We start from the raw sequence: 24725 nt of genomic DNA, 5'->3' as shown, positions 1-24725 counted from the left end.
TGAATTAGGGAATGTTGACTGAGATGCATATTGCTGTCATAGGAGGAGATGCAAGGCAGCTAGAAGTAATTCGTAAGCTAGTTGAATTGGATGCGAAACTTTCTTTGATAGGTTTTGATCAGTTAGATCATGGTTTCACAGGGGCAGCAAAAGAAAGTATACAAAATTTAGATTTCACTTCTGTAGACGCAATTATTTTGCCGGTTGCCGGTACAAATGCCAAAGGAGAAGTAGATACTATTTTTTCAAATGAAAAAGTTTCAATAACGAAAGAACAAATTGAAAATACACCAGAACACTTTACTATATATTCAGGTATTGGTACACCTTACTTGGAAAATCTCGTATCTACTACGAACCGAAAACTTGTTAAATTATTTGATCGTGATGATGTAGCAATATACAATTCTATTCCAACGGTAGAAGGTACATTAATGATGGTAATTCAACATACCGACTATACAATTCATGGGTCCAATGTAATGGTTCTAGGATTTGGTAGAACAGGAATGAGTGTTGCGAGAGCATTTCAATCATTAGGAGCCCATGTCAAAGTTGGAGCAAGACGATCTGAACATATTGCACGTATTACAGAAATGATGTTTTCTCCTTTTCATATGCAAGACATAGAGAAAGAAGTAGGAAATATCGATATTGTAATTAATACGATTCCGCACCTCGTTGTAACAGCGAATGTTATTGCAAAAATGCCAGCTCATACGTTAGTGATTGATTTAGCTTCTAAACCAGGCGGTACCGACTTTAGATATGCAGAAAAAAGAGGAGTCAAAGCATTGCTAGCACCTGGATTACCAGGTATTGTTGCCCCAAAAACGGCTGGGCAAATCTTAGCAAATGTTCTTTCTCAGTTATTAGCAGCAGATGCAATCGCAAAGGAGGAGGAAAAGAAATGAGTTTGAAGGGGAAACGAATTGGTTTCGGATTTACAGGTTCACATTGTACGTATGAGGAAGTTATGCCGCACTTAGAAAAATTAATTGCTGAAGGAGCAGAAGTACGTCCTGTTGTTTCATACACTGTTCAATCAACAAATACTAGATTTGGAGAAGGAGCAGAGTGGATTAAGAAGATTGAAGAAATAACAGGTTTTAAAGCAATTAATTCAATTGTTGGAGCAGAGCCACTTGGACCTAAAATTCCATTAGACTGCATGGTAATCGCTCCTTTAACAGGAAATTCTATGAGTAAATTTGCAAATGCAATGACAGACTCTCCAGTACTAATGGCAGCAAAAGCGACGCTAAGAAATGGCAAGCCTGTCGTATTGGCAGTTTCGACGAATGATGCTTTAGGGTTAAATGGGGTAAATCTCATGCGCCTAATGGCAACAAAAAACATCTACTTCGTCCCATTCGGTCAAGATGCGCCAGAGAAAAAACCGAACTCAATGGTAGCTCGTATGGAGTTACTGGAAGATACAGTATTAGAAGCGCTGCAAGGAAAGCAATTGCAACCGGTAGTCGTAGAAAAATTCAGATATATGAATTAAAAAACGAAAAAAAACGGACAATTTTTGATGAAACCATCATTCTTACTGTAGAATATGATAAAATTAACGTTATTAAGATTAGAAGGGGTATTGTATACTCCTTCTGATTCTAAGTTATAGAAGGATTGGTATCTAGAAAGGGGCATAGTGATGGAAAAGCAAAAAACTTTTCATGTCGCTGTAGTTGGAGCAACCGGCGCAGTTGGTGAACAAATGTTAAATACTTTAGAGAAACGAGAATTTCCAATCGGGAAATTAACGTTACTTTCATCTAAACGATCTGCAGGTAAGAAACTTGTATTTAAAGGCGAAGAATTTACAGTTCAAGAGGCAACTCCTGAAAGCTTTGAAGGAGTAGATATTGCACTATTTAGTGCTGGTGGATCTGTATCGAAACAATTAGCGCCAGAAGCAGCAAAACGCGGTGCGATTGTTGTTGATAATACAAGTGCATTCCGTATGACAGAAAACGTGCCACTTGTTGTACCTGAAGTAAATGAAAACGACTTAAAAGAACATAATGGTATTATTGCAAATCCAAACTGTTCTACAATTCAAATGGTAGTAGCTCTTGAGCCAGTTCGTCAGCAATATGGTTTAAAACGAGTAATCGTTTCCACATATCAAGCTGTATCAGGTGCTGGTGCGGCAGCTATTGAAGAACTGCATGAACAATCACAAGCAATCTTAAATGGCGAAGAAGTTAAGGCAAATGTTCTTCCTGTATCAGGTGATAAGAAGCATTTCCCAATTGCTTTTAATGCGATTCCACAGATTGATAAATTCCAAGATAATGGATTTACGTTTGAAGAAATGAAAATGATTAACGAAACGAAAAAAATTATGCATATGCCTGAATTAGAAGTAGCGGCAACATGTGTACGTTTACCAGTTGTATCAGGACACTCTGAGTCTGTTTACATCGAAGTAGAAAAAGAAGGCGTAACAGTAGCAGAATTAAAGAGCTTACTTGCAAATGCGGAAGGTATTGTTCTACAAGATAATCCAGAAGAGCAGTTATATCCAATGCCAGCTACTGCAGTAGGTAAAAACGAAGTATTCGTTGGAAGAATCCGTAAAGATTTAAATAACGATAAAGGATTCCATCTTTGGGTCGTATCTGATAACTTATTAAAAGGCGCTGCATGGAATTCTGTTCAAATTGCAGAGCGCTTAGTAAAATTACAATTAGTGTAAACGGCTAAGAGAAGGTGCAAAATATGAAAATAATTGTTCAAAAATTTGGTGGCACATCAGTACGTGATGACAATGGACGTAAGCATGCGCTTCATCATATAAAAAAATCATTAGCTGCTGGTTATAAAGTAGTTACTGTCGTATCTGCTATGGGCCGTAAAGGTGAACCATATGCAACGGATACGTTATTAAGTCTTGTAAATCAAGAGGAATCTACTATTTCTAAGCGTGAGCAAGATTTATTATTATCGTGTGGAGAGTTAATCTCTGCAATTGTTTTCTCTAATATGTTGAATGAGAACGGTATAAAAGCAGCAGCATTAAATGGTGCACAAGCTGGTTTTGTAACGAATGATGACTTTACGAATGCAAAGATTATTGAAATGAATTGCGATCGTATACATGAAGAGTTAGAAAATGTAGATGTAATCGTCGTTACAGGATTCCAGGGACAAACGAAAAAAGGTGATACGACAACACTTGGACGCGGAGGTAGTGATACTTCAGCTTCAGCATTAGGTGTTGCACTTCATGCTGAATACATCGATATATTCACTGATGTAGAAGGTGTTATGACTGCGGATCCTCGTATTGTAAAAGATGCACGTCATCTTCAAACTGTAACGTATAACGAAATTTGTAACATGGCTTATCAAGGTGCGAAAGTCGTTCATCCACGTGCAGTTGAAATTGCGATGCATGCAAAAGTGCCACTTCGTGTACGTTCTACGTATTCTGATAGTGAAGGTACGCTTATTTCAGCATATGACGGTGCTACAAGAGGTCGTGATGTAGAAGAACGTCCTGTTACAGGCATTGCCCACGTATCAAACGTAACGCAAATTAAAGTGCTTGCAAAAGAAACGGCATATGATTTGCAACAACATGTGTTTAAAGAGATGGCGAACGAAGGAATAAGTGTTGATTTAATTAATATTTCACCTACTGGCGTAGCATATACGGTGAGTGATAATGTATCAAGTCATGCAGTTAAATTATTACAGAACCTTGGATATGAGCCAATTGTGACAGAACATTGTGCGAAAGTATCTATCGTTGGGGCTGGAATGGCAGGATACCCAGGGGTTACTGCGAAAATCGTTACAGCTTTAGCGGAAAAAGGTATTCAAATCCTGCAATCGGCAGATAGTCATACAACAATTTGGGTTCTTGTAAAAGAAACTGATTTAGTGGAGGCTGTAAATGCATTACATAGTGCGTTTGAGCTTTCAAAAGAAAAGCAACTGGAACAATAAGGAGTGAGACCATGATAGATTTTGGGACAATTGCAACCGCGATGGTAACACCGTTTGATATAAACGGGAATATCGATTTTGCAAAGACAACGAAATTGGTAAATTATTTAATTGATAACGGTACAACAGCAATCGTGGTAGGAGGAACGACAGGAGAATCTCCTACATTAACTTCAGAAGAGAAAGTAGCGTTATATCGCCATGTCGTATCTGTTGTCGATAAAAGAGTGCCCGTAATCGCTGGAACAGGTAGCAATAATACGCATGCTTCTATTGACTTAACTAAAAAGGCAACAGAAGTTGGTGTGGATGCAGTAATGCTAGTAGCACCGTATTATAACAAACCGAGTCAAGAAGGAATGTATCAGCATTTTAAAGCAATTGCTGAAAGCACGCCGCTTCCGGTTATGCTATATAACGTTCCAGGACGATCTATTGTACAAATCTCCGTTGATACAGTTGTTCGTTTATCAGAAATAGAAAACATTGTTGCTATTAAAGATGCCGGCGGCGATGTGTTAACAATGACAGAAATCATTGAAAAAACAGCGGACGACTTTGCGGTATACAGCGGTGATGACGGTTTAACGTTACCAGCTATGGCAGTTGGAGCGAAAGGTATCGTTTCGGTAGCCTCTCATGTTATCGGAAACGAAATGCAAGAAATGATTACAGCATTTCAAGCAGGAGAATTTAAGAAGGCACAAAAATTACATCAATTACTTGTAAGAGTAACTGATTCATTATTTATGGCGCCAAGTCCAACTCCAGTAAAAACAGCGTTACAAATGGTTGGATTAGATGTAGGTTCTGTACGTTTACCACTTCTTCCATTAACAGAAGAAGAAAGAGTAACGTTACAATCTGTAATGCAATCTATCCCTCGTTAATAAAAAATGACCTAGTGTAGAACTAGGTCATTTTTTATTATATGCAAATCTTTTCCTCTTTTTCTTACTTATATGTGTTCTTATAAGAATATTAATCGCTTCTTCATTATGTGTATAAGAAAATAATCGTACCCCTTTAACTGAGTCAAAAAATGATAGATATTATGGCATAAACGTAATAAACTACGGTGTCTGTTTTTAGAGAAATCCCCTCAAATGTGACGTAATTCATAAAAAAACTCCATTTTGTAAGTGTTTTTGTTGGATTCTAGAAAAATAAATCTTGAAACTCCCTATTATGAAATGAATTTAGCGTATGTATGGCTAGTTCTTCAAAATAATATGGAGTATAAAATCGGAGTAAATATAAAGGAAATACGTTCGATACTTTTGTTGTCATTCCGTTCTTTTCCTCTTTCTTTCGCACGATTTAACTTGTGTTCTATTTCTTGTATCAGGTATAATATGGCTAAGTAGCTTAGTACGGGTATGCTTAGCAAAATTGGGAAAAATTATAATTTAATTAAATTTTCATATCATATCGAATAAGATATTTGATTTATATAATGAAAGAGAGGTGAAACCTGGTTTAAAAAATAAACAAGGACATGATATCGCATAACGGTAAGGACATTCGTCTTGGACGGTGAAAATATGGTGGTTGTAGAGTTTCCCCTGGTGTCTCTGCAATTTTAGTGAAATCAGTGTTTGCAAGATTTTTAAACCAGGCAACAACATGAAGAGAAAAGAGAATGAGTCTGTTAAAGTATTTGCTCTTGGTGGAGTAGGTGAAATCGGGAAAAACATGTACTGTGTTGAAATTGATTCTGAAATCTTTATCGTAGATGCAGGGTTAATGTTCCCGGGAGATGAAATGTTTGGAATTGATATCGTTATTCCTGATATTACATATTTAGTGGAAAATCAAGAGCGAGTAAAAGGTTTATTTATTACTCACGGTCATGAAGATCATATTGGTGGAATTGTGTATGTACTTCGTAAATTATCTATTCCAGTCTATGCAACGAAATTAACAGTAGGACTTATACAAGAAAAACTTGGTGAAGCGGGCATGTTAGGCCGTGTAGACCTAAAAACAATCGATTCAAATTCAACAGTAGAATTTAACACTACAACGGTGTCATTCTTCGGAACGACACATAGTATTCCGGATTCTGTTGGCGTTTGTTTCCATACATCAAAAGGTGCAGTCGTATATACGGGAGACTTTAAATTCGATCAAACTCCAATTGGAAATAGTGGAGCAGACCTTGGTAAAATGGCACAAATCGGAAATGAAGGCGTACTTTGCTTATTATCTGATAGTACAAACGCAGAGCGCCCAGGCTATACAGGTTCAGAAAAAGAAGTTGGTGTAGAAATCTCTAAAGTGTTCTACGGCGCAGAAGGTCGCATTATCGTTGCTTCATTTGCATCGAATGTACATCGTATTCAACAAGTATTTGATGCAGCTGCTGAAACAGGGCGAAAAGTAGCAGTAGTAGGACGTAGTATGGTGAAAGTAGTAGACATTGCAAGACGTCTTGGTTATTTAGATGTTCCAGAAGGTATGGTTATTTCATTACAAGAAGTAGACAACTTCCCAGAGAAAAAGGTAGCTATTTTAACGACAGGTAGTCAAGGTGAACCGATGGCTGCTCTATCTAGAATGGCAAAACAAGCGCATAAACAAATTTCAATTCGTAAAGGTGATACTGTTATCATTGCTGCTTCGCCAATTCCGGGTAATGAAATATCTGTATCAAAAATTATTGATTTGTTATTTAGAGCTGGAGCTGAAGTTGTTTATTACGGTGAACGAAAAGTTCACGTGTCAGGTCACGGTAGCCAAGAAGAATTAAAATTAATGTTAAATTTAATGAAACCAAAGTACTTTGTACCCGTACATGGTGAGTTCCGTATGCAAAAAGCACATGCATATTTAGCTGAAGATGTAGGTATTACAAGAGAAAATATCTTTATCGTAGAAAAAGGCGATGTAATTGCTTTTGGTGACGATGAAGCAAACTTAGTCGGTAAAGTACAAGCTGGTAATGTTTTAATTGATGGATTAGGTGTAGGTGACGTTGGTAATATCGTTCTTCGAGATAGAAAGATGTTATCTCAAGATGGAATACTAGTAGTTGTTGTAACGCTTGGTAAAGATGAAAAGAAAATTATCTCTGGCCCAGAAATCATTTCACGTGGTTTCGTATATGTTCGTGAATCAGAAGCGTTAATTGAACGATCTACAGAGATTGTACGTATGATTGTTGAGCAGTCAATTAAAGAATATTCAATTGAATGGTCAATGTTAAAACAAAATATTCGTGAATTATTAGGACAGTTCTTGTACGAAGAGACAAAGAGAAAACCTATGATTTTACCGATTATTATGGAAGTATAAAAAGATCACCCTTATGGGTGATCTTTTTTCTTTTTAACCCTATCGAATGAAATTTATAACTTAAGAAATAATAGTTATATACGAGTGAAAGGGGATGCGAAATGACAGAACGTGATCGATATACAAATGAAGAAAAAGAAGCTGAGCCAAAAGAAGCTGGAAAAGAGGCTTCAATAGTTGAAAAAATTCAACAGCTTGGACAGACAAATGTACCACAGATGAATGAATCACGTATTCATTGTTTAACGATTATCGGACAAGTGGAAGGTCATGTTCAATTACCACCGCAAAATAAAACAACAAAATATGAGCATATCATTCCGCAAATTGTTGCGATTGAACAAAATCCGAAAATTGAAGGTTTGCTTTTAATATTAAATACAGTTGGAGGTGACGTTGAAGCTGGGCTAGCAATTTCTGAAATGGTAGCTTCACTTTCAAAACCAACAGTATCTCTAGTTTTAGGTGGGGGACATTCCATCGGTGTACCGATTGCTGTTTCTACTGACTATTCGTTTATTGCGGAAACTGCGACGATGACAATTCATCCAATTCGTTTAACAGGTCTTGTCATAGGTGTGCCACAAACATTTGAGTATTTGGATAAGATGCAAGAAAGAGTCATTCGTTTTGTGACGAAGCACTCGAAAGTAACAGAAGATCGTTTTAAAGAGCTTATGTTTGCGAAAGGAAATTTAACGCGAGATATTGGGACGAATGTAATTGGTGGGGATGCAGTAAAGTACGGTCTTATAGATGATGTCGGCGGTATTGGAAATGCGATTCGAAAATTAAACGAATTAATAGATGTTCGTGCGGAAGATAGTACAGAAGGGACAATGCTACAATGATTTTATATACAATTATGCCAGAGCAACTTGTGTATCCGGTCGATTATTCACAATGTGAAAGTCAAAAAGTTGTAAATATAAATGGTGTGGAATTAATGGTTTCTGAAGAGGAACATGGATGTTATTCTATTGTACGTGTGCTAAGTACGGACCCACTTCACTATTTAGAGTTTGAGCCCGGTCAGAAAATAACCTTTTAGCAAAAAGAAGGATTTTGTTTAGAAGCTATGGTATAATATAAAAAACAAGACGGTTGAGCAGCCATGAGTAGGCTGCTTTCTTCTGTTTATTTAGCATTTTACAAGAAGTGTAAAAATAGAAGATATAAAGACCAGAAAAATAGAGAAAACAGACATATAAATAGAGCGTTTTGAAGGGAGCTTTACTTATATGTAGAACACGAGGTGAAGAAATGGCAAAACAAAAGCAAAGAGGGACGAAGGCAAAGGCAAGACGTACGATAAAGCCAACTTTGTATTATGAAATCGTCGGTTTAACTCTTTTTGCACTTTCAATCATTACGATTTTACAGCTAGGCGTTGTAGGGAAATCGTTTGTGTTATTTTTTCGCTTCTTCTTTGGTGAGTGGTACATAATTGGTGTGTTAGGTGTAATAGCTTTATCGGTTTCCTTTGTTATAAAACGCGGATGGCCGAACCTTTTAAATAAACGATTAATTGGATTTTATTTAATTGTATTGGCGATATTAATGTTTAGTCATATTACATTATTTAACCTTCTTACAAAAGATGGAGCAGTGCAAAATACTTCTGTTATTGTGAGTACGAAAGATAACTTCTTTCTTGAAATGAAAAAGGGGCCAGATAGCGTTCATTTAGGTGGTGGTATGTTTGGTGCGCTTATGTTCGCAACATGTTACTTCTTATTTGACGAAGTAGGAGCTTATATCATTGGTATTATTCTAGTTATTCTCGGTATACTTTGTATAACAAATAAGCATATTGGAGAAGTGTTAGCTCCAGTTGGTAGAATTCTTAGAAGTCAGTTTCAAGTGATGCAAGGGGATTATAAAGATTGGAGAGCCAAAAGAACGGCTGAACAAACAGAAAAGAAAAAAACAACAAGAAGCACAAGAAGCAAACGTGCTGCAGAACAAGAAGAAATTATTGAGCCGATGGAAGAAATCTCAATTGATCCTCCGATTATTTCGAATTTCACTGAGAATTATCCTGTAAATGAAGAAGAGGATAAACGAATCGAAGTAGAGCAAGAAGAGTTGATCACTTCACCGTTTATTGAAGAGACTCCGCCAATTGAAGAACCAAAGAAAAAGCGTGGAGAAAAAATTGTTGAATCGTTAGAGAGTGAAGCGCAAGCACCTCCTATGCAATTTTCAAATGTAGAAAATAAAGATTACAAGCTTCCTTCACTTGATATATTAAAATTTCCAAAGAATAAGCAAGTTACAAATGAAAATGCGGAAATTTATGAGAATGCTCGTAAATTAGAACGTACATTCCAAAGTTTCGGAGTGAAAGCGAAAGTAACAAAAGTGCATAGAGGTCCTGCAGTTACAAAATATGAAGTGTATCCTGATATGGGGGTAAAGGTAAGCAAAATTGTCAGTTTAAGTGATGATTTAGCCCTTGCTTTAGCTGCAAAGGACATTCGTATTGAAGCGCCAATTCCCGGGAAATCAGCTGTAGGGATCGAAGTTCCAAACTCAGAAGTTTCGATGGTAACGCTGAGGGAAGTTCTTGACTCTAAGGCTAATAATCATCCGGAAGAGAAGTTGTTAATTGGTCTTGGCCGAGATATTACAGGTGAAGCTGTATTAGCCCGTCTAAATAAAATGCCTCATTTACTCGTAGCTGGTGCGACAGGTAGCGGGAAAAGTGTATGTATTAACGGTATTATTGTTAGTATTTTAATGCGTGCAAAACCACATGAAGTAAAATTAATGATGATTGACCCGAAAATGGTAGAGCTAAATGTATATAACGGTGTGCCTCATTTGTTAACGCCAGTTGTAACTGATCCGAAAAAAGCATCGCAAGCATTGAAAAAAGTTGTGAGTGAAATGGAACGTCGTTATGAATTGTTTGCTCATAGTGGTACACGTAACATTGAAGGATACAACGATTATATAAAAGAGCATAATAGTCAATCAGAAGCGAAACAACCCGAATTACCTTATATTGTAGTAATTGTGGACGAGTTAGCAGATTTAATGATGGTTGCTTCGTCTGATGTAGAGGATGCGATTATGCGTCTAGCGCAAATGGCTCGTGCTGCTGGTATTCATTTAATTATTGCAACGCAACGTCCGTCAGTTGACGTTATTACGGGTGTTATTAAAGCAAATATTCCATCACGTATTGCATTCGCTGTATCTTCTCAAACAGATTCTCGTACAATTCTTGACGGTGGTGGTGCAGAGAAGCTACTAGGTCGTGGAGACATGCTGTTTATACCAATTGGTGCATCGAAACCTGTACGTGTACAAGGCGCATTTTTATCAGATGATGAAGTTGAGAGAGTTGTAGAATATGTTATTGGACAGCAAAAAGCACAATATCAAGAAGATATGATTCCGCAAGATGTTCCTGATACGAAGCAGGAAGTAGAAGATGAATTATATGATGAAGCGGTTCAACTTGTAGTGGAAATGCAAACAGCATCTGTTTCTATGTTACAACGTAGGTTTAGAGTAGGTTATACGCGAGCTGCTCGCCTAATTGATGCAATGGAAATGAATGGTGTAGTAGGTCCGTATGAAGGGAGTAAACCGAGAGAAGTACTCATTAATGATGTACAAGAAAAAAGTTCTTAAAAAAAGCCTAATTGTTTTTACAATTAGGCTTTTTTATATAGTGTTTTTGTTATATACTATACTCAGCAATAAAGAAAGGGCTTACATTTAGGGGTGCCCTTTAGAATACGAATACTTTGAGTATGTTTTATGTAAATGTTCGATATTTAATGCAGAAAAATGTTAGATTTTGTTGACACGTATGAGAGCAAGTGGTAAGATTACTTCGAAAAGAATCACTGCCTCATATAATCTTGGAGATAAGGTCCATAAGTTTCTACCTGGCAACCATGAATTGCTAGACTATGAGGGGAAAAGTGTGTAACAAAGGATGTAAAGGATCTTTGTGCCGAACTTTTTCTCGAAATGAGGAATGTTTATGGTGCAAAGTTTTTTTTATGCAATAAAGAGTGAAAATTTTATTTTAAAAAATTATTATTATTTATTCGACAATTACACTTATTTTGGTGTTTAGTCATTTGTACTATGTTGTAAGTTGAAAAAAGAGAAAAGAAGTCTTACATCAGAGGTCGAATAATTGAAATGCGGGGGAGTCTTATGTCAGTAAAATCTGATAGTCGTCACCTATATCTACGGGTGATTGATCACATCAAAGAAAAAATTAAAGATGGCGCTTATAAAGAACGACAAAAGTTACCATCAGAGTTTGATTTAGCGAAAGAACTTGGCGTAAGTAGAGCGACTTTAAGGGAAGCGTTGCGTATTTTAGAAGAAGAAAATGTTGTCATTCGTAGACATGGTGTAGGGACATTTGTAAATGCAAAGCCATTATTTTCTTCTGGAATAGAACAACTTTCTAGTATTACAGATATGATTTCTAGTGTGGGGAAAACACCAGGAACAATCTTTTTATCATCATCTACTACAACTTTAACAGAAGAGGAAAAAGAGAAGTTTAATAGTGAAGATGGTTTTAATGCAGTGATGATTGAACGCGTGCGTACAGCAGATGGGGAACCTGTTGTGTATTGTATCGATAAACTTGCAAAAGAAATATTGCCAGACTTATCGGGTTACAATGAGGAATCATTATTAACGGTGATACATAATAACACGCATAAGCGCATAACATATGCGGTTGCTCACATTGAGCCAATTGGCTATCACCCTAAAATCTCACCAATTTTAGAATGTGAGCCTGAAACAGCGCTGCTTGTATTAAAACAAATGCACTATGATCAAAATGATGAGCCAATCTTATATTCTATCAATTACTTTAGAGCTGATAAATTTAGCTTCCACGTATTAAGAAAGCGTATGTAGGTAAATTCCTTTTTAGGGAGGTGACAGCAAGAAGTAAGGAACAGCAGCGTAAGAATAAATAAATATATATCATTTTTGGAGGGGTTTCTAGTATGAAGAAAAAAGCAGGCCTTTTATTATCATTAACTTTAGCAGCAAGTACAGTTTTAGGTGCATGTGGTAACTCGGATAAGGCGAGCAGTGACAAGAAAGACACGAAAGACAATAAAGACTTCAAGGTTGGTCTCGTAACGGATGTTGGGGGCGTTGATGATAAGTCATTTAACCAATCTTCTTGGGAAGGGTTACAAAAGTTTGGTAAAGATAATGGTTTAAAAGAAAAGACAAATTATCGTTACCTTCAGTCTGAAAAAGAAGCTGATTATATTCCGAATTTAAAAAAATTCTCAAAAGATAAATATGATTTAACATTCGGAATTGGTTATAAATTAGAAGGTGCAATTAAAGAAGTAGCAAAAGAATCTTCAAAACAACAATTTGCAATCGTAGATACTGTTGTAGATGCACCGAACGTAACGAGCATTACGTTTAAAGATCATGAAGGATCATTCCTTGTAGGTGCGGTAGCAGCTATGTCAACAAAATCGAATAAAGTAGGATTTGTTGGTGGAATGAAAAGTGATTTAATTAGTAAATTTGAAAATGGATTTAAAGCTGGTGCAAAGGCAGTAAATCCAAACATTGAAATCGTATCTGAATATGCAGAAGCATTCGATAAGCCTGAAAAAGGTACAGTTCTTGCTTCAGCAATGTATGGTCAAGGCGTAGACGTAATTTATCATGCTGCTGGTGGTACAGGTAACGGTGTGTTCACAGAAGCGAAAAACCGTAAGAAAAAAGGTGAAAATGTTTGGGTAATCGGTGTTGACCGTGACCAACATCAAGAAGGTATGCCTGAAAATGTAACATTAACTTCAATGATTAAACGTGTTGATGTAGCAGTAGAAAAAGTAGCTAAAGAAGCAAAAGATGGGAATTTAAAAGGTGGGAAAATTGAAGAGTTTGGCTTAAAAGATGACGGTATTGGTATTTCAAAAACAACTGATAACGTGAAAAAAGTTAACCCTGAAATTTTAACAAAAGTAGAAGAGCTTGAAAAGAAAATTACAGCCGGTGAAATTAAAGTGCCAGCTACAGATAAAGAGTATAAAGAATATGAAGCTTCTCTAAAAAAATAAATAGAGAAATAGCAAAGGTTAGTTCATAGAACTAACCTTTGTATGTATAAAACTTCCGAATTGCTTAATAAGTTAATAGTGTAATAGGGAATGTTCCCTGTTAAAAGGAGGAACACAATGGAATACGTAATTGAGATGAATAACATTACGAAAGTATTCCCAGGCATTGTAGCGAATGATGATATTACGCTGCAAGTAAAGCAGGGTGAGATACATGCTTTACTTGGAGAAAATGGTGCAGGGAAATCCACATTGATGAATGTACTATTTGGTTTGTACCAACCAGAGCAGGGTGAAATTAAAATTAAAGGTAAACCTGTAAAAATCACAAATCCGAATATAGCAAATGACCTTGGTATTGGAATGGTCCATCAACACTTTATGCTTGTTCATAATTTTACAGTTACAGAGAATATTATTCTCGGAAATGAACCGAAGAAAAAAGGGAAAATTGCTGTTGAGGAAGCTGCTAAAGAAATTCAAAAACTGTCTGAACAATACGGTTTATCTGTAGATCCATATGCGAAAATACAGGATATTTCAGTTGGTATGCAGCAGCGTGTTGAGATTTTGAAAACTCTTTACCGCGGTGCAGAAATTTTAATATTTGATGAACCAACAGCTGTGTTAACACCGCAAGAAATTCATGAGCTAATTCAAATTATGAAAAAGCTTGTGCAAGAAGGAAAATCTATTGTTCTTATTACACATAAGTTGAAAGAAATTATGGAAGTTTGCGATCGTTGTACGATTATTCGTAAAGGAAAAGGGATTGGAACGGTTGACGTTGCAAATACGGATGAAAATAAACTTGCAGAATTAATGGTCGGACGTCAAGTGAATTTTAAAACAGAAAAAATAGACGCGAAGCCAAAAGAAGAGGTACTTTCAATTGCAAACCTTGTTGTTCACGATGCACGTCAACTACCTGCTGTAAAAGGCCTTGACTTAACTGTTCGTGCGGGGGAAATTGTTGGGATTGCAGGGATTGATGGAAACGGACAAAGTGAATTAATAGAAGCAATTACTGGTTTACGAAAAGTTGAGTCAGGTTCTATTGCAATTAAAGGAAAAGAAATAACAAATTGGCCTGTTAGAAGAATAACAGAAGAAGGAATTGGTCATATTCCAGAAGATCGTCATAAACACGGGCTCGTTCTTGATTTTTCTGTTAGAGATAATATAGTTCTGCAAACGTATTATAAAAATCCATTTTCAAAGAAAGGGATTTTAAATTTCAGCAAAATTACAGAAAAAGCAAAGGCTCTTATTGAACAGTTTGATGTGCGTACACCTAGTGAGCAAACGTTAGCACGCGCTCTATCTGGGGGGAATCAACAAAAAGCAATTATTGCACGTGAAGTAGACCGAAATCCAGATTTATTAATTGCGGCACAGCCAACACGTGGTTTAGATGTAGGAGCAATTGAATTTATTCATAAGAGATTAATAGAGCAAAGGGATAAAGGAAAAGGTGTATTACTTTTATCATTAGAGTTAGATGAAATCTTAAATGTTAGCGATCGAATTGCTGTTATTTATGAAGGGGAAATTGTAGCAATAGTTGATGCGAAAGAAACGAATGAACAACAGCTTGGATTGTTAATGGCTGGAGGAACAAAGAAGGAGCAGGTGGGTACAAATGGCTAAAAAGCTTTTAACAGAACGAACGATAAATATTTTAGTCCCAGTACTATCCGTTATTTTCGGCTTACTTGTAGGAGCGATTGTAATGCTAGTTAGTGGCTATGATCCAATTGTTGGTTATAGTGCACTTTGGACAGGAATGTTCGGCAGCGCAAGTGCGATTGGTGAAACGCTTCGTACAATGATACCGCTTATTCTTGCTGGCTTATCGGTGGCGTTTGCATTTCGTACAGGTTTATTTAATATCGGGGTAGAGGGTCAATTGTTAGTTGGTTGGCTTGCAGCGGTTTGGTTCGGTTATGCAGTCTCACTACCAGCTTTCCTTCATATTCCATTATCTATTTTATTTGCAGCATTGGTGGGCGGAATTTGGGGCTTCATTCCGGGATATTTAAAAGGGAAGTTTCAAGTGAATGAAGTTATTGTAACTATTATGATGAACTATATCGCTTTGTATGTAACGTATGACATCATTAAGCGTTTCTTACATGCGGGTAATGACAAAACGTATGATATTAAAGAGAGTGCGTCACTATCTTCAGACTGGCTTGCTTCTATTACTGATGGTTCACGTCTACACTGGGGAATTATTGTAGCAATTTTAATCGCTATTTTAATGTGGTTCTTATTAGATCGAACAACTTTAGGTTACGAATTAAAGTCAGTAGGATTTAATCAGCATGCTTCTCAATATGCAGGTATGAAAGTTTCTCGTAATGTAGTATTCTCCATGACAATTGCTGGTGCATTTGCGGGGATTGGTGGAGCGATGGAAGGATTAGGGACATTCCAGAGTATGACAGCGATGTCTTCGTTTACAGGAGTAGGATTTGATGGGATTGCCGTAGCATTACTTGGAGGGAATAATCCGTTTGGTATAATCCTTTCAGCTTTATTATTTGGTGGTTTGAAAAGTGCTTCCCCTCAAATGAACTTTGAGGCAGATGTACCGTCAGAGCTTATTAATGTAATTATTGCATGTATCATCTTCTTTGTTGCATGTAGTTATGTGTTAAGATGGGCGCTTACACGCATGAGCAAGGAGGGGAAATAAATGAGCTTTTTAGATATATTAGCCATTCTTGTGACGGGTACGTTATATACATCGGCACCTATCATTTTCACAGCACTAGGTGGTGTATTTAGTGAACGATCGGGTGTTGTAAACATCGGATTAGAAGGACTAATGCTATTTGGTGCATTTATTGGAGTCGTTACAAACTTATTAATGGGTGATACTTGGGGAACGATGACTCCGTGGATTGCGTTACTATTTGCGGCAATTGGTAGTGGGTTATTTGCATTACTTCATGCGGTAGCTTCTATTACATTCCGAGCAGATCAAGTTGTAAGTGGTGTAGCCATTAACTTCTTATCTCTTGGTTTAACAGTATTTGCAATTAAGAAGATTTTTGATAAAGGGCAGACTGACTTTATTCAGTATCGTATTGAAAAGATTGATATTCCAGGCCTTTCGGATATTCCGGTTTTAGGGAAAATATTTTTCTCGAACGTACCAATAACGTCATATATTGCCATTATTTTAGCATTCGTTGTTTGGTATGTTATTTATAAAACACCGTTCGGTCTTCGTCTACGTGCTGTTGGTGAACACCCAATGGCAGCGGATACGATGGGGATTAACGTATATAAAATGCGCTATATTGGAGTCTGTATTTCAGGAGTGTTTGCTGGAATTGGTGGAGCGATTTTTGCAATGTCAATTTCTAATAACTTCTCAGGGGCAACTATTACAGGACAAGGTTTCTTAGCTTTAGCTGCTATGATTTTTGGAAAGTGGAATCCACTAGGCGCACTAGGTGCAGCTCTATTCTTTGGTTTTGCGCAATCTCTAAGTGTAACGGGCGGAACAATCCCTGTATTAGATCAAATTCCAAGTGTTTTATTAACGATATTACCATATATATTCACAATATTAGCGCTTGTCGGTTTTGTAGGTCGTTCTGAAGCTCCCAAAGCTTTAGGAACTCCTTATGAAAAAGGAAAACGATAAGTATTTTATAAGTATAAAAAAGCTCGCACATTAGTGTGGGCTTTTTTACATAGAATATATTTAATACGGAATTTTACTATGTTCCTTACATATTAAAGTTTTTAGAAAGAATCATATGTAAGCATAATAAGGGAGAAAAGTTGATTTTTTATTTCTAAAAACTGTATATTGAAGAGGAATATTCCTATATACGTAAAGGAGGGCTATAAATGAAACTAATGGAACAACAACTACATGAGTTAGGTGGTTTGCGCGTACATATTATTCCGACTGATAAATATAAAACGAATACCTTTGTATTTCGTTTTAAAGCGCCTTTAAATGAGGAGACGGTGACAGAGCGTGCCCTATTGCCATACGTATTGCAAAGTGCGACAGAAAAATTACCTTCTGTAATTCGTCTTCGTCAATATTTAGAAGAATTATACGGATCTTCTTTAGCGGTAGATGTAAGTAAAAAAGGGGAAGACCATATTATCTCCATTTATGTAGACATTGCAAATGAAGTTTATTTACATGATGCACCACCGTTATTTGAAAAAGCGCTTTCTATGTTGTCAGATATTGTGTTACATCCAGCAACGGAGGGGAACGGTTTCCTATCTTCTATCGTAGAAAGTGAAAAAAGAGCACTGTTACAGAGAATTGAAGCTACTTATGATGATAAAATGCGTTATGCAAACGAGCGTTTAATTGAAGAAATGTGCAAAGTAGAACCGTATCGTTTAAGTGCAAATGGAAAAAAAGAGAGTGTTATGTCTATTACAAATGAAAGTTTGTATCAATATTATCAAAAGGTGTTAGCGGAAGATGAAATGGATCTATATATTATTGGTGATATTTCAGAAAACGCCGTTGATCTTGTAAGTAAGTATTTTTCTATTTCAACTCGTCCAGTGAGAGAAAGAAATGTACTCCTTCATAGACGAAATAATGAAGAAAAAGAAGTTGTTGAAAAACAAGAATTAAAACAAAGTAAATTACACATCGGTTATCGTACATTTGTCACATATAAAGATGAAGATTATTTTGCATTGCAATTGTTCAATGGATTGTTTGGTGGCTTTTCTCATTCGAAGTTATTCGTAAATGTGCGTGAAAAAAATAGTTTAGCGTACTATGCAGCATCGCGCTTTGAAAGTCATAAAGGTTTATTATTTGTTATGTCAGGAATCGAAGCGAAAAATTATGAAAAAGCAGTTGAGATTATTAAAGAACAAATGCTTGCGATGCAAAACGGAGAGTTTTCTGAAGAAGAAATACATCAAACAAAAAGTGTCATCCAAAATCAAATATTAGAGGCAATTGATACACCACGTGGCTTTGTAGAAATGCTATATCATGGTATTATTTCAGATCGTACACGTCCAGTTGAAGAATGGCTTACAGGCATAGAAAGTGTGACGAAAGAAGAAATTGTAAAAGTTGCTAAAAATATTGAACTAGATACAATTTACTTTTTACAAGGAACGGAGGGAGAGTAAATGGAGAAAATTGTTTATGAGCAATTAAAAGAAACACTCTATTATGAAAAACTTCCTAATGGATTAGATGTATATGTTTTACCGAAACAAGGATTTAATAAAACATTTGCGACGTTTACGACGAAATATGGTTCTGTAGATAATACATTTGTACCATTAGGGAAAGAAGAAATGATTCGTGTGCCTGATGGAATTGCACATTTTCTTGAGCATAAATTATTTGAAAAAGAAGATCACGATGCTTTCCAATTGTTTAGTAAACAAGGAGCATCGGCAAATGCTTTTACATCCTTTACACGAACAGCTTACCTTTTTTCATGTACTTCAAACGTAGAACAAAATTTAAATACATTGCTAAACTTCGTGCAAGAGCCTTATTTCTCTGAAAAAACGGTTGAAAAAGAGAAGGGGATAATTGGGCAAGAAATTCAAATGTATCAAGATAACCCAGATTGGCGTTTGTACTTCGGGTTAATTGATAGCTTGTTTGTAAAACACCCAATTAAAATTGATATTGCAGGGACAATCGAATCTATTAGTAAAATTACGAAAGATTTATTGTATGAATGTTATGAAACATTTTATCATCCGAGCAATATGTTATTATTTGTTGTGGGTGCAATTGATCCAGAGAAAACAATGGATTTAGTACGTGAAAATCAAGCGAAAAAAGATTATAAAAACCAGCCAGAAATTGTGCGTTCATTTGAAGAAGAACCAAATGAGGTAAATGAAAAGAAAAAAATTATTTCAATGCCTGTGCAAACACCGAAATGTTTAGTTGGTATTAAAGCGACTAATTTAAAGGAAAAGGGGCAAGCGCTTTTAAAACAAGAAATTGCGCTTACGTTACTCTTAGATTATTTATTTGGGAAAAGTTCTGTTCATTACGAAACTTTATATAATGAAGGGCTTATTGATGATTCATTCTCGTATGACTATACAGAAGAAAATAACTTCGGTTTTGCAATGGTTGGCGGTGATACGAAACAACCTGATGAATTGGCAAATCGTTTAAAAGATATTTTATTAAAAACAGATTATGATCAATTAGATGCGGCGGCATTAGAACGAGTGAAGAAAAAGAAAATTGGTGGTTTTTTACGCTCGTTGAATTCACCAGAATATATTGCAAATCAATTTACACGATACGCGTTTAATGAATCTAGCCTATTTGACGCATTGACTGTATTAGAAGGACTAACCGTTCAAGACTTACAAGAAGTAGCGAAATTATTGTTATCAGAAGACAAAATGAGTATTTGTCAGGTGTTACCGAAAAAATAAAATTAAAAAGATACCCTCATCTTATCATTGAAAAATTGTAAGATGAGGGTATTATTTAGTTATGTGAAAATTGAACTTGTAGAGATAAGAGAGGGACTTTATGAAAAAGTATGCGTTAGTAACTGGAGGGAGCGGAGGAATTGGCTCTGCTATTTCGAAACAATTAATTCAAGATGGATATACAGTTTATGTTCATTACAATAACAGTGAAGAAAAGGTATTGGAATTGCAGAAGGCATGGGGAGAAGTTATCCCTGTTCAAGCAAATTTAGCTTCTAGTGATGGAGCAGAGCAATTGTGGGGACAAATTGAACATCCTATTGATGTTATTGTATACGCAGCTGGGAAGAGTATTTTTGGACTAGTAACAGATGTAACAAACGATGAATTGGATTATATGGTAGAACTTCAAGTGAAGAACGTATATAAATTACTTTCTATGGCACTTCCGCCTATGATCGGGAGAAGAAGTGGTAATATTGTAATTGTTTCATCTATATGGGGACAAATAGGGGCTTCTTGTGAAGTGCTTTATTCAATGGTAAAAGGGGCACAAAATTCATATGTGAAAGCTTTAGCGAAAGAAGTTTCTTTAAGTGGATTACGTGTGAATGCAGTAGCACCAGGAGCAATTGAAACGGAAATGTTAAGTGTTTTTTCTGAAGAAGATAAAATGGGAATTGCTGAAGATATACCATTAGGTAGAATAGGATTACCAGAAGAAGTAGCGAAAACAGTTTCATTCCTCGTATCACCAGGAGCGTCTTACATAACTGGACAAATTATCGGAGTGAATGGCGGTTGGCACTGCTAAAAAATTCTTACATAAAAAATGAATAGTTGCACAAATTAAGGATGATTTTATTACTCAATAGTGAGGTGCTTAATTATGTCAGTATTAGATAATTTTGATCAGTGGAAGAGCTTTTTAGGAGAACGTTTAGAGCAAGCGCAAGACAAAGGTTTAGATGGCGGTGCGGTATCAGATATGGCGTTTCGTGTTGGCGACTATCTTGCTAATGAGGTAGAAGGACGCAATGACCAAGAGAAATTATTAGCTGAGCTTTGGAAAGTTGCTGATGAACAGGAGCAACATACAATTGCAAATTTAATGGTTAAGTTCGTACAACATAAGTAAAAGTAGAGAGGAGATTCTCCTCTCTACTTTTTTTGTATAATAATTACACAGGGTAGATTATACATTTAGCTTCCCTATTAAGGTGAAATCATATAATATAGTACGTAGGTGTAAAGTAAGCAAGGGGAGTGATCTTGGATGATTGAATGGTATTTTGAATATGAAATACATAAAAACCGACCTGGCTTGCTTGGTGACGTTTCTTCGTTAATCGGTATGCTCGGCATTAATATTGTCACAATTAATGGTGTAGATAATGCACGACGTGGGTTACTTCTTATGTGTGATAATCAAGAGCAAATCTCTAGACTTGAATCAATTTTAAATACGATGGATAACATAACGGTAACGAAATATCGTCCGCCCAAGCTAAGAGATAAGCTAGCGGTTAGACATGGTAGGTACATACAACGAGATGCAGATGATAAGAAAACATTTCGATTTGTGCGTGATGAATTAGGCTTACTTGTAGACTTTATGGCAGAAATTATGAAAAAAGAAGGCCATAAACTAATTGGGATACGCGGAATGCCTCGTGTCGGAAAAACAGAATCCATTGTTGCTGCAAGTGTTTGTGCAAATAAAAGGTGGTTATTTGTATCATCTACTCTTATTAAGCAAACTGTTCGTAGTCAATTAATTGAAGATGAGTATAGCGATGACAATATTTTCATCCTAGATGGAATTGTGTCAACGAAGCGTGCTAACGAAAGACATTGGCAGCTCGTTCGTGAAATTATGAGATTGCCTGCAACGAAAGTTGTGGAACATCCTGATGTATTTGTGAGTCAGTCAGAATACACATTGGATGATTTTGATTATATTATCGAGTTGCGTAACGATTATGATGAAGAAATTCAATATAATTTAGTAGATGAAATTGAGCAAGGTACGCAAAATAATTTCTCTATGTTTGACTTTTAAAGAAATATTGAGGTGTTAGTAGTGACGGAATTGGGACAAAAGCTGAAAGAAGCAAGAGAAGCGAAAGGCTTGTCTATTGATCAGCTGCATGAGATTACAAAAATTCAAAAACGCCATTTAGTGGCAATTGAAGAAGGCAATTATGATGTATTGCCAGGAGCTTTTTATGCGCGTGCATTCATTAAACAATACGCAGATGCGGTTGGATTAAATGGAGAGGAACTGCTCGTAGAACATCAGAGTACGATACCACAATCTGAAAAGCGTGAAGTTCCACAAGTATCAACGGGACAAAAAACACAAGAAACAATGCAAAAATCTTCATCATGGCCAATTGCAGATCACATGCCGAAAATCTTAGTTGCGCTGTTAGTAATCGCAGTTGGAGTGGTAATCTGGTTTGTGTTTCAAGCGTTAACTGGAAAAGATGATGAAAAAGTTCCGAGTGCTCAAAGTGAGAAAATTGAAGTTCAAAAAGCGAAAGATTCTCCGTTAGATACGAAGAAAGATGAAGTGAAAGCGGAAGAGCCAAAAAAAGAGGAACCAAAGAAAGAAGAACCAAAGAAAGAGGAGCAACCAGCACAACCAACTGGACAGCAAGAAGTGAAAGTAGTTGGAACAACTGGAAAAGTATCTACTTTGGAAATTCATAATAATAAAACATTAGAACTGGAATTATCGGGTAAAGGTGCGAGTTATGTAGATGTTAAAGATGATGCTGGGAATGTGATTCTAAACGCTACAGTACAAGAGGGCCAAATAGAAAAACGTGATGTATCAACATTAAAAGAAGTGCGACTTAATATTGGAAATGCAACGAATGTTGAAGTTAAACTGAATGGCCAAGTGGTCGCTTATCCATTGGATCCAGAAAAAGAACTTCACCAAAGATTGGTGATAAAAAACCAAGGGATAGAGCAACCTGCACAATAACAGTCATCGCTTCGATGACTTTTTTTCGATGAACAAATGTTTTTGATATGATGGAGGAATAGCTGTGAATTTACCAAATAAAATTACAATATCTAGAATCTTCTTAATTCCAATTTTTATGGTAATTATGTTAGCACCCTTTGATTGGGGTTCATACAAAATTGGTGATGTTGATTTACCGATTCAACATTTAGTGGGGGCACTTATCTTTATCATTGCTTCAGCTACAGATTGGATTGATGGACATTACGCAAGAAAATATAATCTTGTAACGAATTTAGGGAAGTTTCTTGACCCGTTAGCTGATAAATTACTTGTTTCGGCAGCACTTATTACATTGGTAGAGATGCAATATGTACCGGCTTGGATTGTTATTGTAATTATCAGTCGTGAGTTTGCGGTAACTGGTTTACGTCTTGTACTTGCTGGAACAGGGGAAGTAGTTGCAGCAAACCAGCTAGGAAAAATTAAGACATGGACACAAATTATTGCGATTGCAGCATATTTATTACACGATGTACCTTTAAATTTAATCCATATTCCAGTTGCGGATATCTTCATATGGATTGCATTAATCTTTACTGTTATTTCAGGATGGGATTATTTCTGGAAAAATAGAGCTGCTTTTGTAAACTCAAAATAGAAGTTTATGGGGGAATTGGGATGAATGCTGAGATTATTGCGGTTGGAACTGAATTATTACTTGGACAAATTGCAAATACAAATGCCCAGTTTTTATCTGAAAAGTTAGCTTCAATCGGAATTAACGTGTACTATCATACTGTTGTTGGTGATAATAATAAGCGATTGCAAAAGGCGATTGAAGCTGCGGAAGAACGTGCTGATATACTTATTTTTACAGGTGGATTAGGACCGACAAAAGATGATTTAACGAAAGAAACGATAGCTGCTAGTTTAGATGAAGAGCTTGTGTATGATGAAAAGGCATTAGCCTTAATAAGTAATTACTTTAAGCGTACAGGCCGTGAATTTACGGAGAATAATAAAAAGCAAGCGCTCGTTTTAAATGGAGCAACAGTATTTGCAAATGACCACGGTATGGCGCCGGGTATGGGGGTAAATAAGAACGGAAAAGTTTATATTTTATTACCAGGGCCGCCAAAAGAAATGAAACCAATGTATGTAAGTTACGTAGAGCCTTTTTTACGTAATTTTACAACAGGAGAAAACATTTATTCTCGTGTGCTTCGTTTCTTCGGTATTGGGGAGTCCCAATTAGAGGTGAAAGTTCAAGATTTAATTGATGGACAAACAAACCCAACAATTGCCCCGTTAGCAAATGATGGAGAAGTGACATTACGTTTAACCGCTAAGCATCAAAATGTTAGCGAAGCGGAGAAACTAATTCAACATGTGGAAGATTTGATTTTAGAAAGAGTAGGAGAATTTTTCTACGGATATGACCAAGAATTTTTGCATTATAAGGCAATCGAGTTATTGAAGAGAAAAGGGTTAACTTTAGCGTGTGCAGAAAGTTTAACAGGTGGTCTTTTTGGAAATCAAGTAACTGAAACCGCTGGTGTTTCTTCTGTGTTTAAAGGCGGTGTCATTTGTTATCATAATGATGTGAAGCAATATGTTTTACGTGTGCCTGAAGAAGTGTTGCATACTGATGGTGCAGTTAGTAAAGAATGTGCTCGTTATCTTGCTGAAAATGTTAAGGATGTACTAAAAGCGGATATTGGAATTAGTTTCACTGGGGTAGCAGGGCCAGATGCTTCAGAACAGAAAGAACCAGGAACAGTATTTGTTGGGCTTTCGATTAAGGATGAACCAACTGTAGTCTTTCCTCTTAATTTAAGCGGAAGTCGTCAACAAATTAGAGAACGAACAGCAAAATATGGATTTTATCATTTATATAAAAAGCTAGAAGAGATATAAGTTTCTTCTAGTTTTTTTACGGTTAAATTTAGATATTATTTGATAGAAAA

Annotated in this window: 22 protein-coding genes and 1 riboswitch; all 22 genes read left to right on the top strand. The window is 36.3% G+C overall.

Annotated elements, in window-relative coordinates:
- The first annotated feature begins 11 nt into the window (after nt 1-11).
- The 22 genes from dpaA (at nt 12) to cinA (ending at nt 24675) form a co-directional block, all read left to right on the top strand.
- Nucleotides 12-914, top strand: a complete 903-nt coding sequence (gene dpaA / locus MHH55_RS13025; RefSeq protein WP_000954735.1) for a dipicolinic acid synthetase subunit A — start codon at nt 12-14, stop codon at nt 912-914.
- Entirely contained in the window at nt 911-1510 is a 600-nt protein-coding gene (dpaB, locus tag MHH55_RS13020) for a dipicolinate synthase subunit B (protein ID WP_000053596.1), read from the top strand. Before dpaA ends, dpaB begins: the two co-directional genes overlap by 4 nt.
- 150 nt (nt 1511-1660) lie before the next feature.
- Nucleotides 1661-2707, top strand: a complete 1047-nt coding sequence (gene asd / locus MHH55_RS13015) for an aspartate-semialdehyde dehydrogenase (RefSeq protein ID WP_000414846.1) — start codon at nt 1661-1663, stop codon at nt 2705-2707.
- 23 nt (nt 2708-2730) lie between these two features.
- Nucleotides 2731-3963 carry an aspartate kinase gene (gene dapG, locus MHH55_RS13010; RefSeq protein WP_000692451.1) on the top strand — a complete coding sequence of 411 codons (1233 nt, stop codon included), beginning with the start codon at nt 2731-2733 and terminating at the stop codon, nt 3961-3963.
- A gap of 11 nt (nt 3964-3974) precedes the next feature.
- Nucleotides 3975-4853 carry a 4-hydroxy-tetrahydrodipicolinate synthase gene (dapA, locus tag MHH55_RS13005; protein ID WP_000564763.1) on the top strand — a complete coding sequence of 293 codons (879 nt, stop codon included), beginning with the start codon at nt 3975-3977 and terminating at the stop codon, nt 4851-4853.
- 736 nt (nt 4854-5589) lie between these two features.
- Nucleotides 5590-7260, top strand: coding sequence for a ribonuclease J (locus tag MHH55_RS13000; RefSeq protein ID WP_000823096.1), 1671 nt, complete (start codon nt 5590-5592; stop codon nt 7258-7260).
- Between the two features lie 101 nt (nt 7261-7361).
- Complete coding sequence (tepA, locus tag MHH55_RS12995; RefSeq protein WP_000139806.1) at nt 7362-8111, top strand: translocation-enhancing protein TepA; 750 nt, start codon at nt 7362-7364, stop codon at nt 8109-8111.
- Nucleotides 8108-8311: a YlzJ-like family protein gene (locus MHH55_RS12990; RefSeq protein WP_000605036.1), complete on the top strand. Its 204-nt coding sequence runs from the start codon at nt 8108-8110 to the stop codon at nt 8309-8311. The genes tepA and MHH55_RS12990 overlap by 4 nt, the downstream gene beginning before the upstream one ends.
- A gap of 212 nt (nt 8312-8523) precedes the next feature.
- Nucleotides 8524-10905, top strand: coding sequence for a DNA translocase FtsK (locus MHH55_RS12985; RefSeq protein WP_001118782.1), 2382 nt, complete (start codon nt 8524-8526; stop codon nt 10903-10905).
- Between the two features lie 203 nt (nt 10906-11108).
- Nucleotides 11109-11210, top strand: a riboswitch (purine riboswitch).
- A gap of 232 nt (nt 11211-11442) precedes the next feature.
- Nucleotides 11443-12168 (top strand): GntR family transcriptional regulator, encoded by a 726-nt coding sequence (locus MHH55_RS12980; RefSeq protein WP_000114182.1) that lies wholly within the window; start codon nt 11443-11445, stop codon nt 12166-12168.
- 92 nt (nt 12169-12260) lie between these two features.
- Nucleotides 12261-13346: a BMP family lipoprotein gene (locus MHH55_RS12975; RefSeq protein WP_000725771.1), complete on the top strand. Its 1086-nt coding sequence runs from the start codon at nt 12261-12263 to the stop codon at nt 13344-13346.
- A gap of 117 nt (nt 13347-13463) precedes the next feature.
- Nucleotides 13464-14996, top strand: a complete 1533-nt coding sequence (locus tag MHH55_RS12970) for an ABC transporter ATP-binding protein (protein WP_000456914.1) — start codon at nt 13464-13466, stop codon at nt 14994-14996.
- The gene (locus tag MHH55_RS12965) at nt 14989-16047 is read left to right on the top strand and encodes an ABC transporter permease (protein ID WP_001085254.1); all 1059 of its coding nucleotides are present in this window, start codon (nt 14989-14991) and stop codon (nt 16045-16047) included. Before MHH55_RS12970 ends, MHH55_RS12965 begins: the two co-directional genes overlap by 8 nt.
- Nucleotides 16048-17007, top strand: coding sequence for an ABC transporter permease (locus MHH55_RS12960; RefSeq protein ID WP_000008856.1), 960 nt, complete (start codon nt 16048-16050; stop codon nt 17005-17007).
- Nucleotides 17008-17216: 209 nt separating this feature from the next.
- Nucleotides 17217-18491 (top strand): EF-P 5-aminopentanol modification-associated protein YfmF, encoded by a 1275-nt coding sequence (yfmF, locus tag MHH55_RS12955; protein ID WP_000772418.1) that lies wholly within the window; start codon nt 17217-17219, stop codon nt 18489-18491.
- Entirely contained in the window at nt 18492-19778 is a 1287-nt protein-coding gene (gene yfmH, locus MHH55_RS12950) for an EF-P 5-aminopentanol modification-associated protein YfmH (RefSeq protein WP_000411976.1), read from the top strand.
- Nucleotides 19779-19878: 100 nt separating this feature from the next.
- Complete coding sequence (gene ymfI, locus MHH55_RS12945) at nt 19879-20592, top strand: elongation factor P 5-aminopentanone reductase (RefSeq protein WP_000759604.1); 714 nt, start codon at nt 19879-19881, stop codon at nt 20590-20592.
- Between the two features lie 75 nt (nt 20593-20667).
- Nucleotides 20668-20916, top strand: a complete 249-nt coding sequence (locus MHH55_RS12940; RefSeq protein WP_000114450.1) for a DUF3243 domain-containing protein — start codon at nt 20668-20670, stop codon at nt 20914-20916.
- Nucleotides 20917-21054: 138 nt separating this feature from the next.
- Nucleotides 21055-21840: a DUF3388 domain-containing protein gene (locus MHH55_RS12935; RefSeq protein WP_000574107.1), complete on the top strand. Its 786-nt coding sequence runs from the start codon at nt 21055-21057 to the stop codon at nt 21838-21840.
- Nucleotides 21841-21861: 21 nt separating this feature from the next.
- Complete coding sequence (locus MHH55_RS12930; RefSeq protein ID WP_000137461.1) at nt 21862-22773, top strand: helix-turn-helix domain-containing protein; 912 nt, start codon at nt 21862-21864, stop codon at nt 22771-22773.
- 64 nt (nt 22774-22837) lie between these two features.
- On the top strand, nt 22838-23416 hold the full coding sequence (pgsA, locus tag MHH55_RS12925) for a CDP-diacylglycerol--glycerol-3-phosphate 3-phosphatidyltransferase (protein WP_001052967.1): 579 nt from the start codon (nt 22838-22840) through the stop codon (nt 23414-23416).
- A 20-nt stretch (nt 23417-23436) separates the two neighbouring features.
- Nucleotides 23437-24675, top strand: a complete 1239-nt coding sequence (gene cinA / locus MHH55_RS12920) for a competence/damage-inducible protein CinA (protein WP_000990692.1) — start codon at nt 23437-23439, stop codon at nt 24673-24675.
- Nucleotides 24676-24725 lie beyond the last annotated feature (50 nt).

The organism is Bacillus sp. FSL K6-2944 (assembly GCF_038005385.1).
GTDB classification, from domain to species: Bacteria; Bacillota; Bacilli; order Bacillales; family Bacillaceae_G; genus Bacillus_A; species Bacillus_A cereus.
The sequence above is the reverse complement of the archived record's forward strand: the minus strand, read 5'-3'. Positions and strand labels throughout refer to the sequence as shown.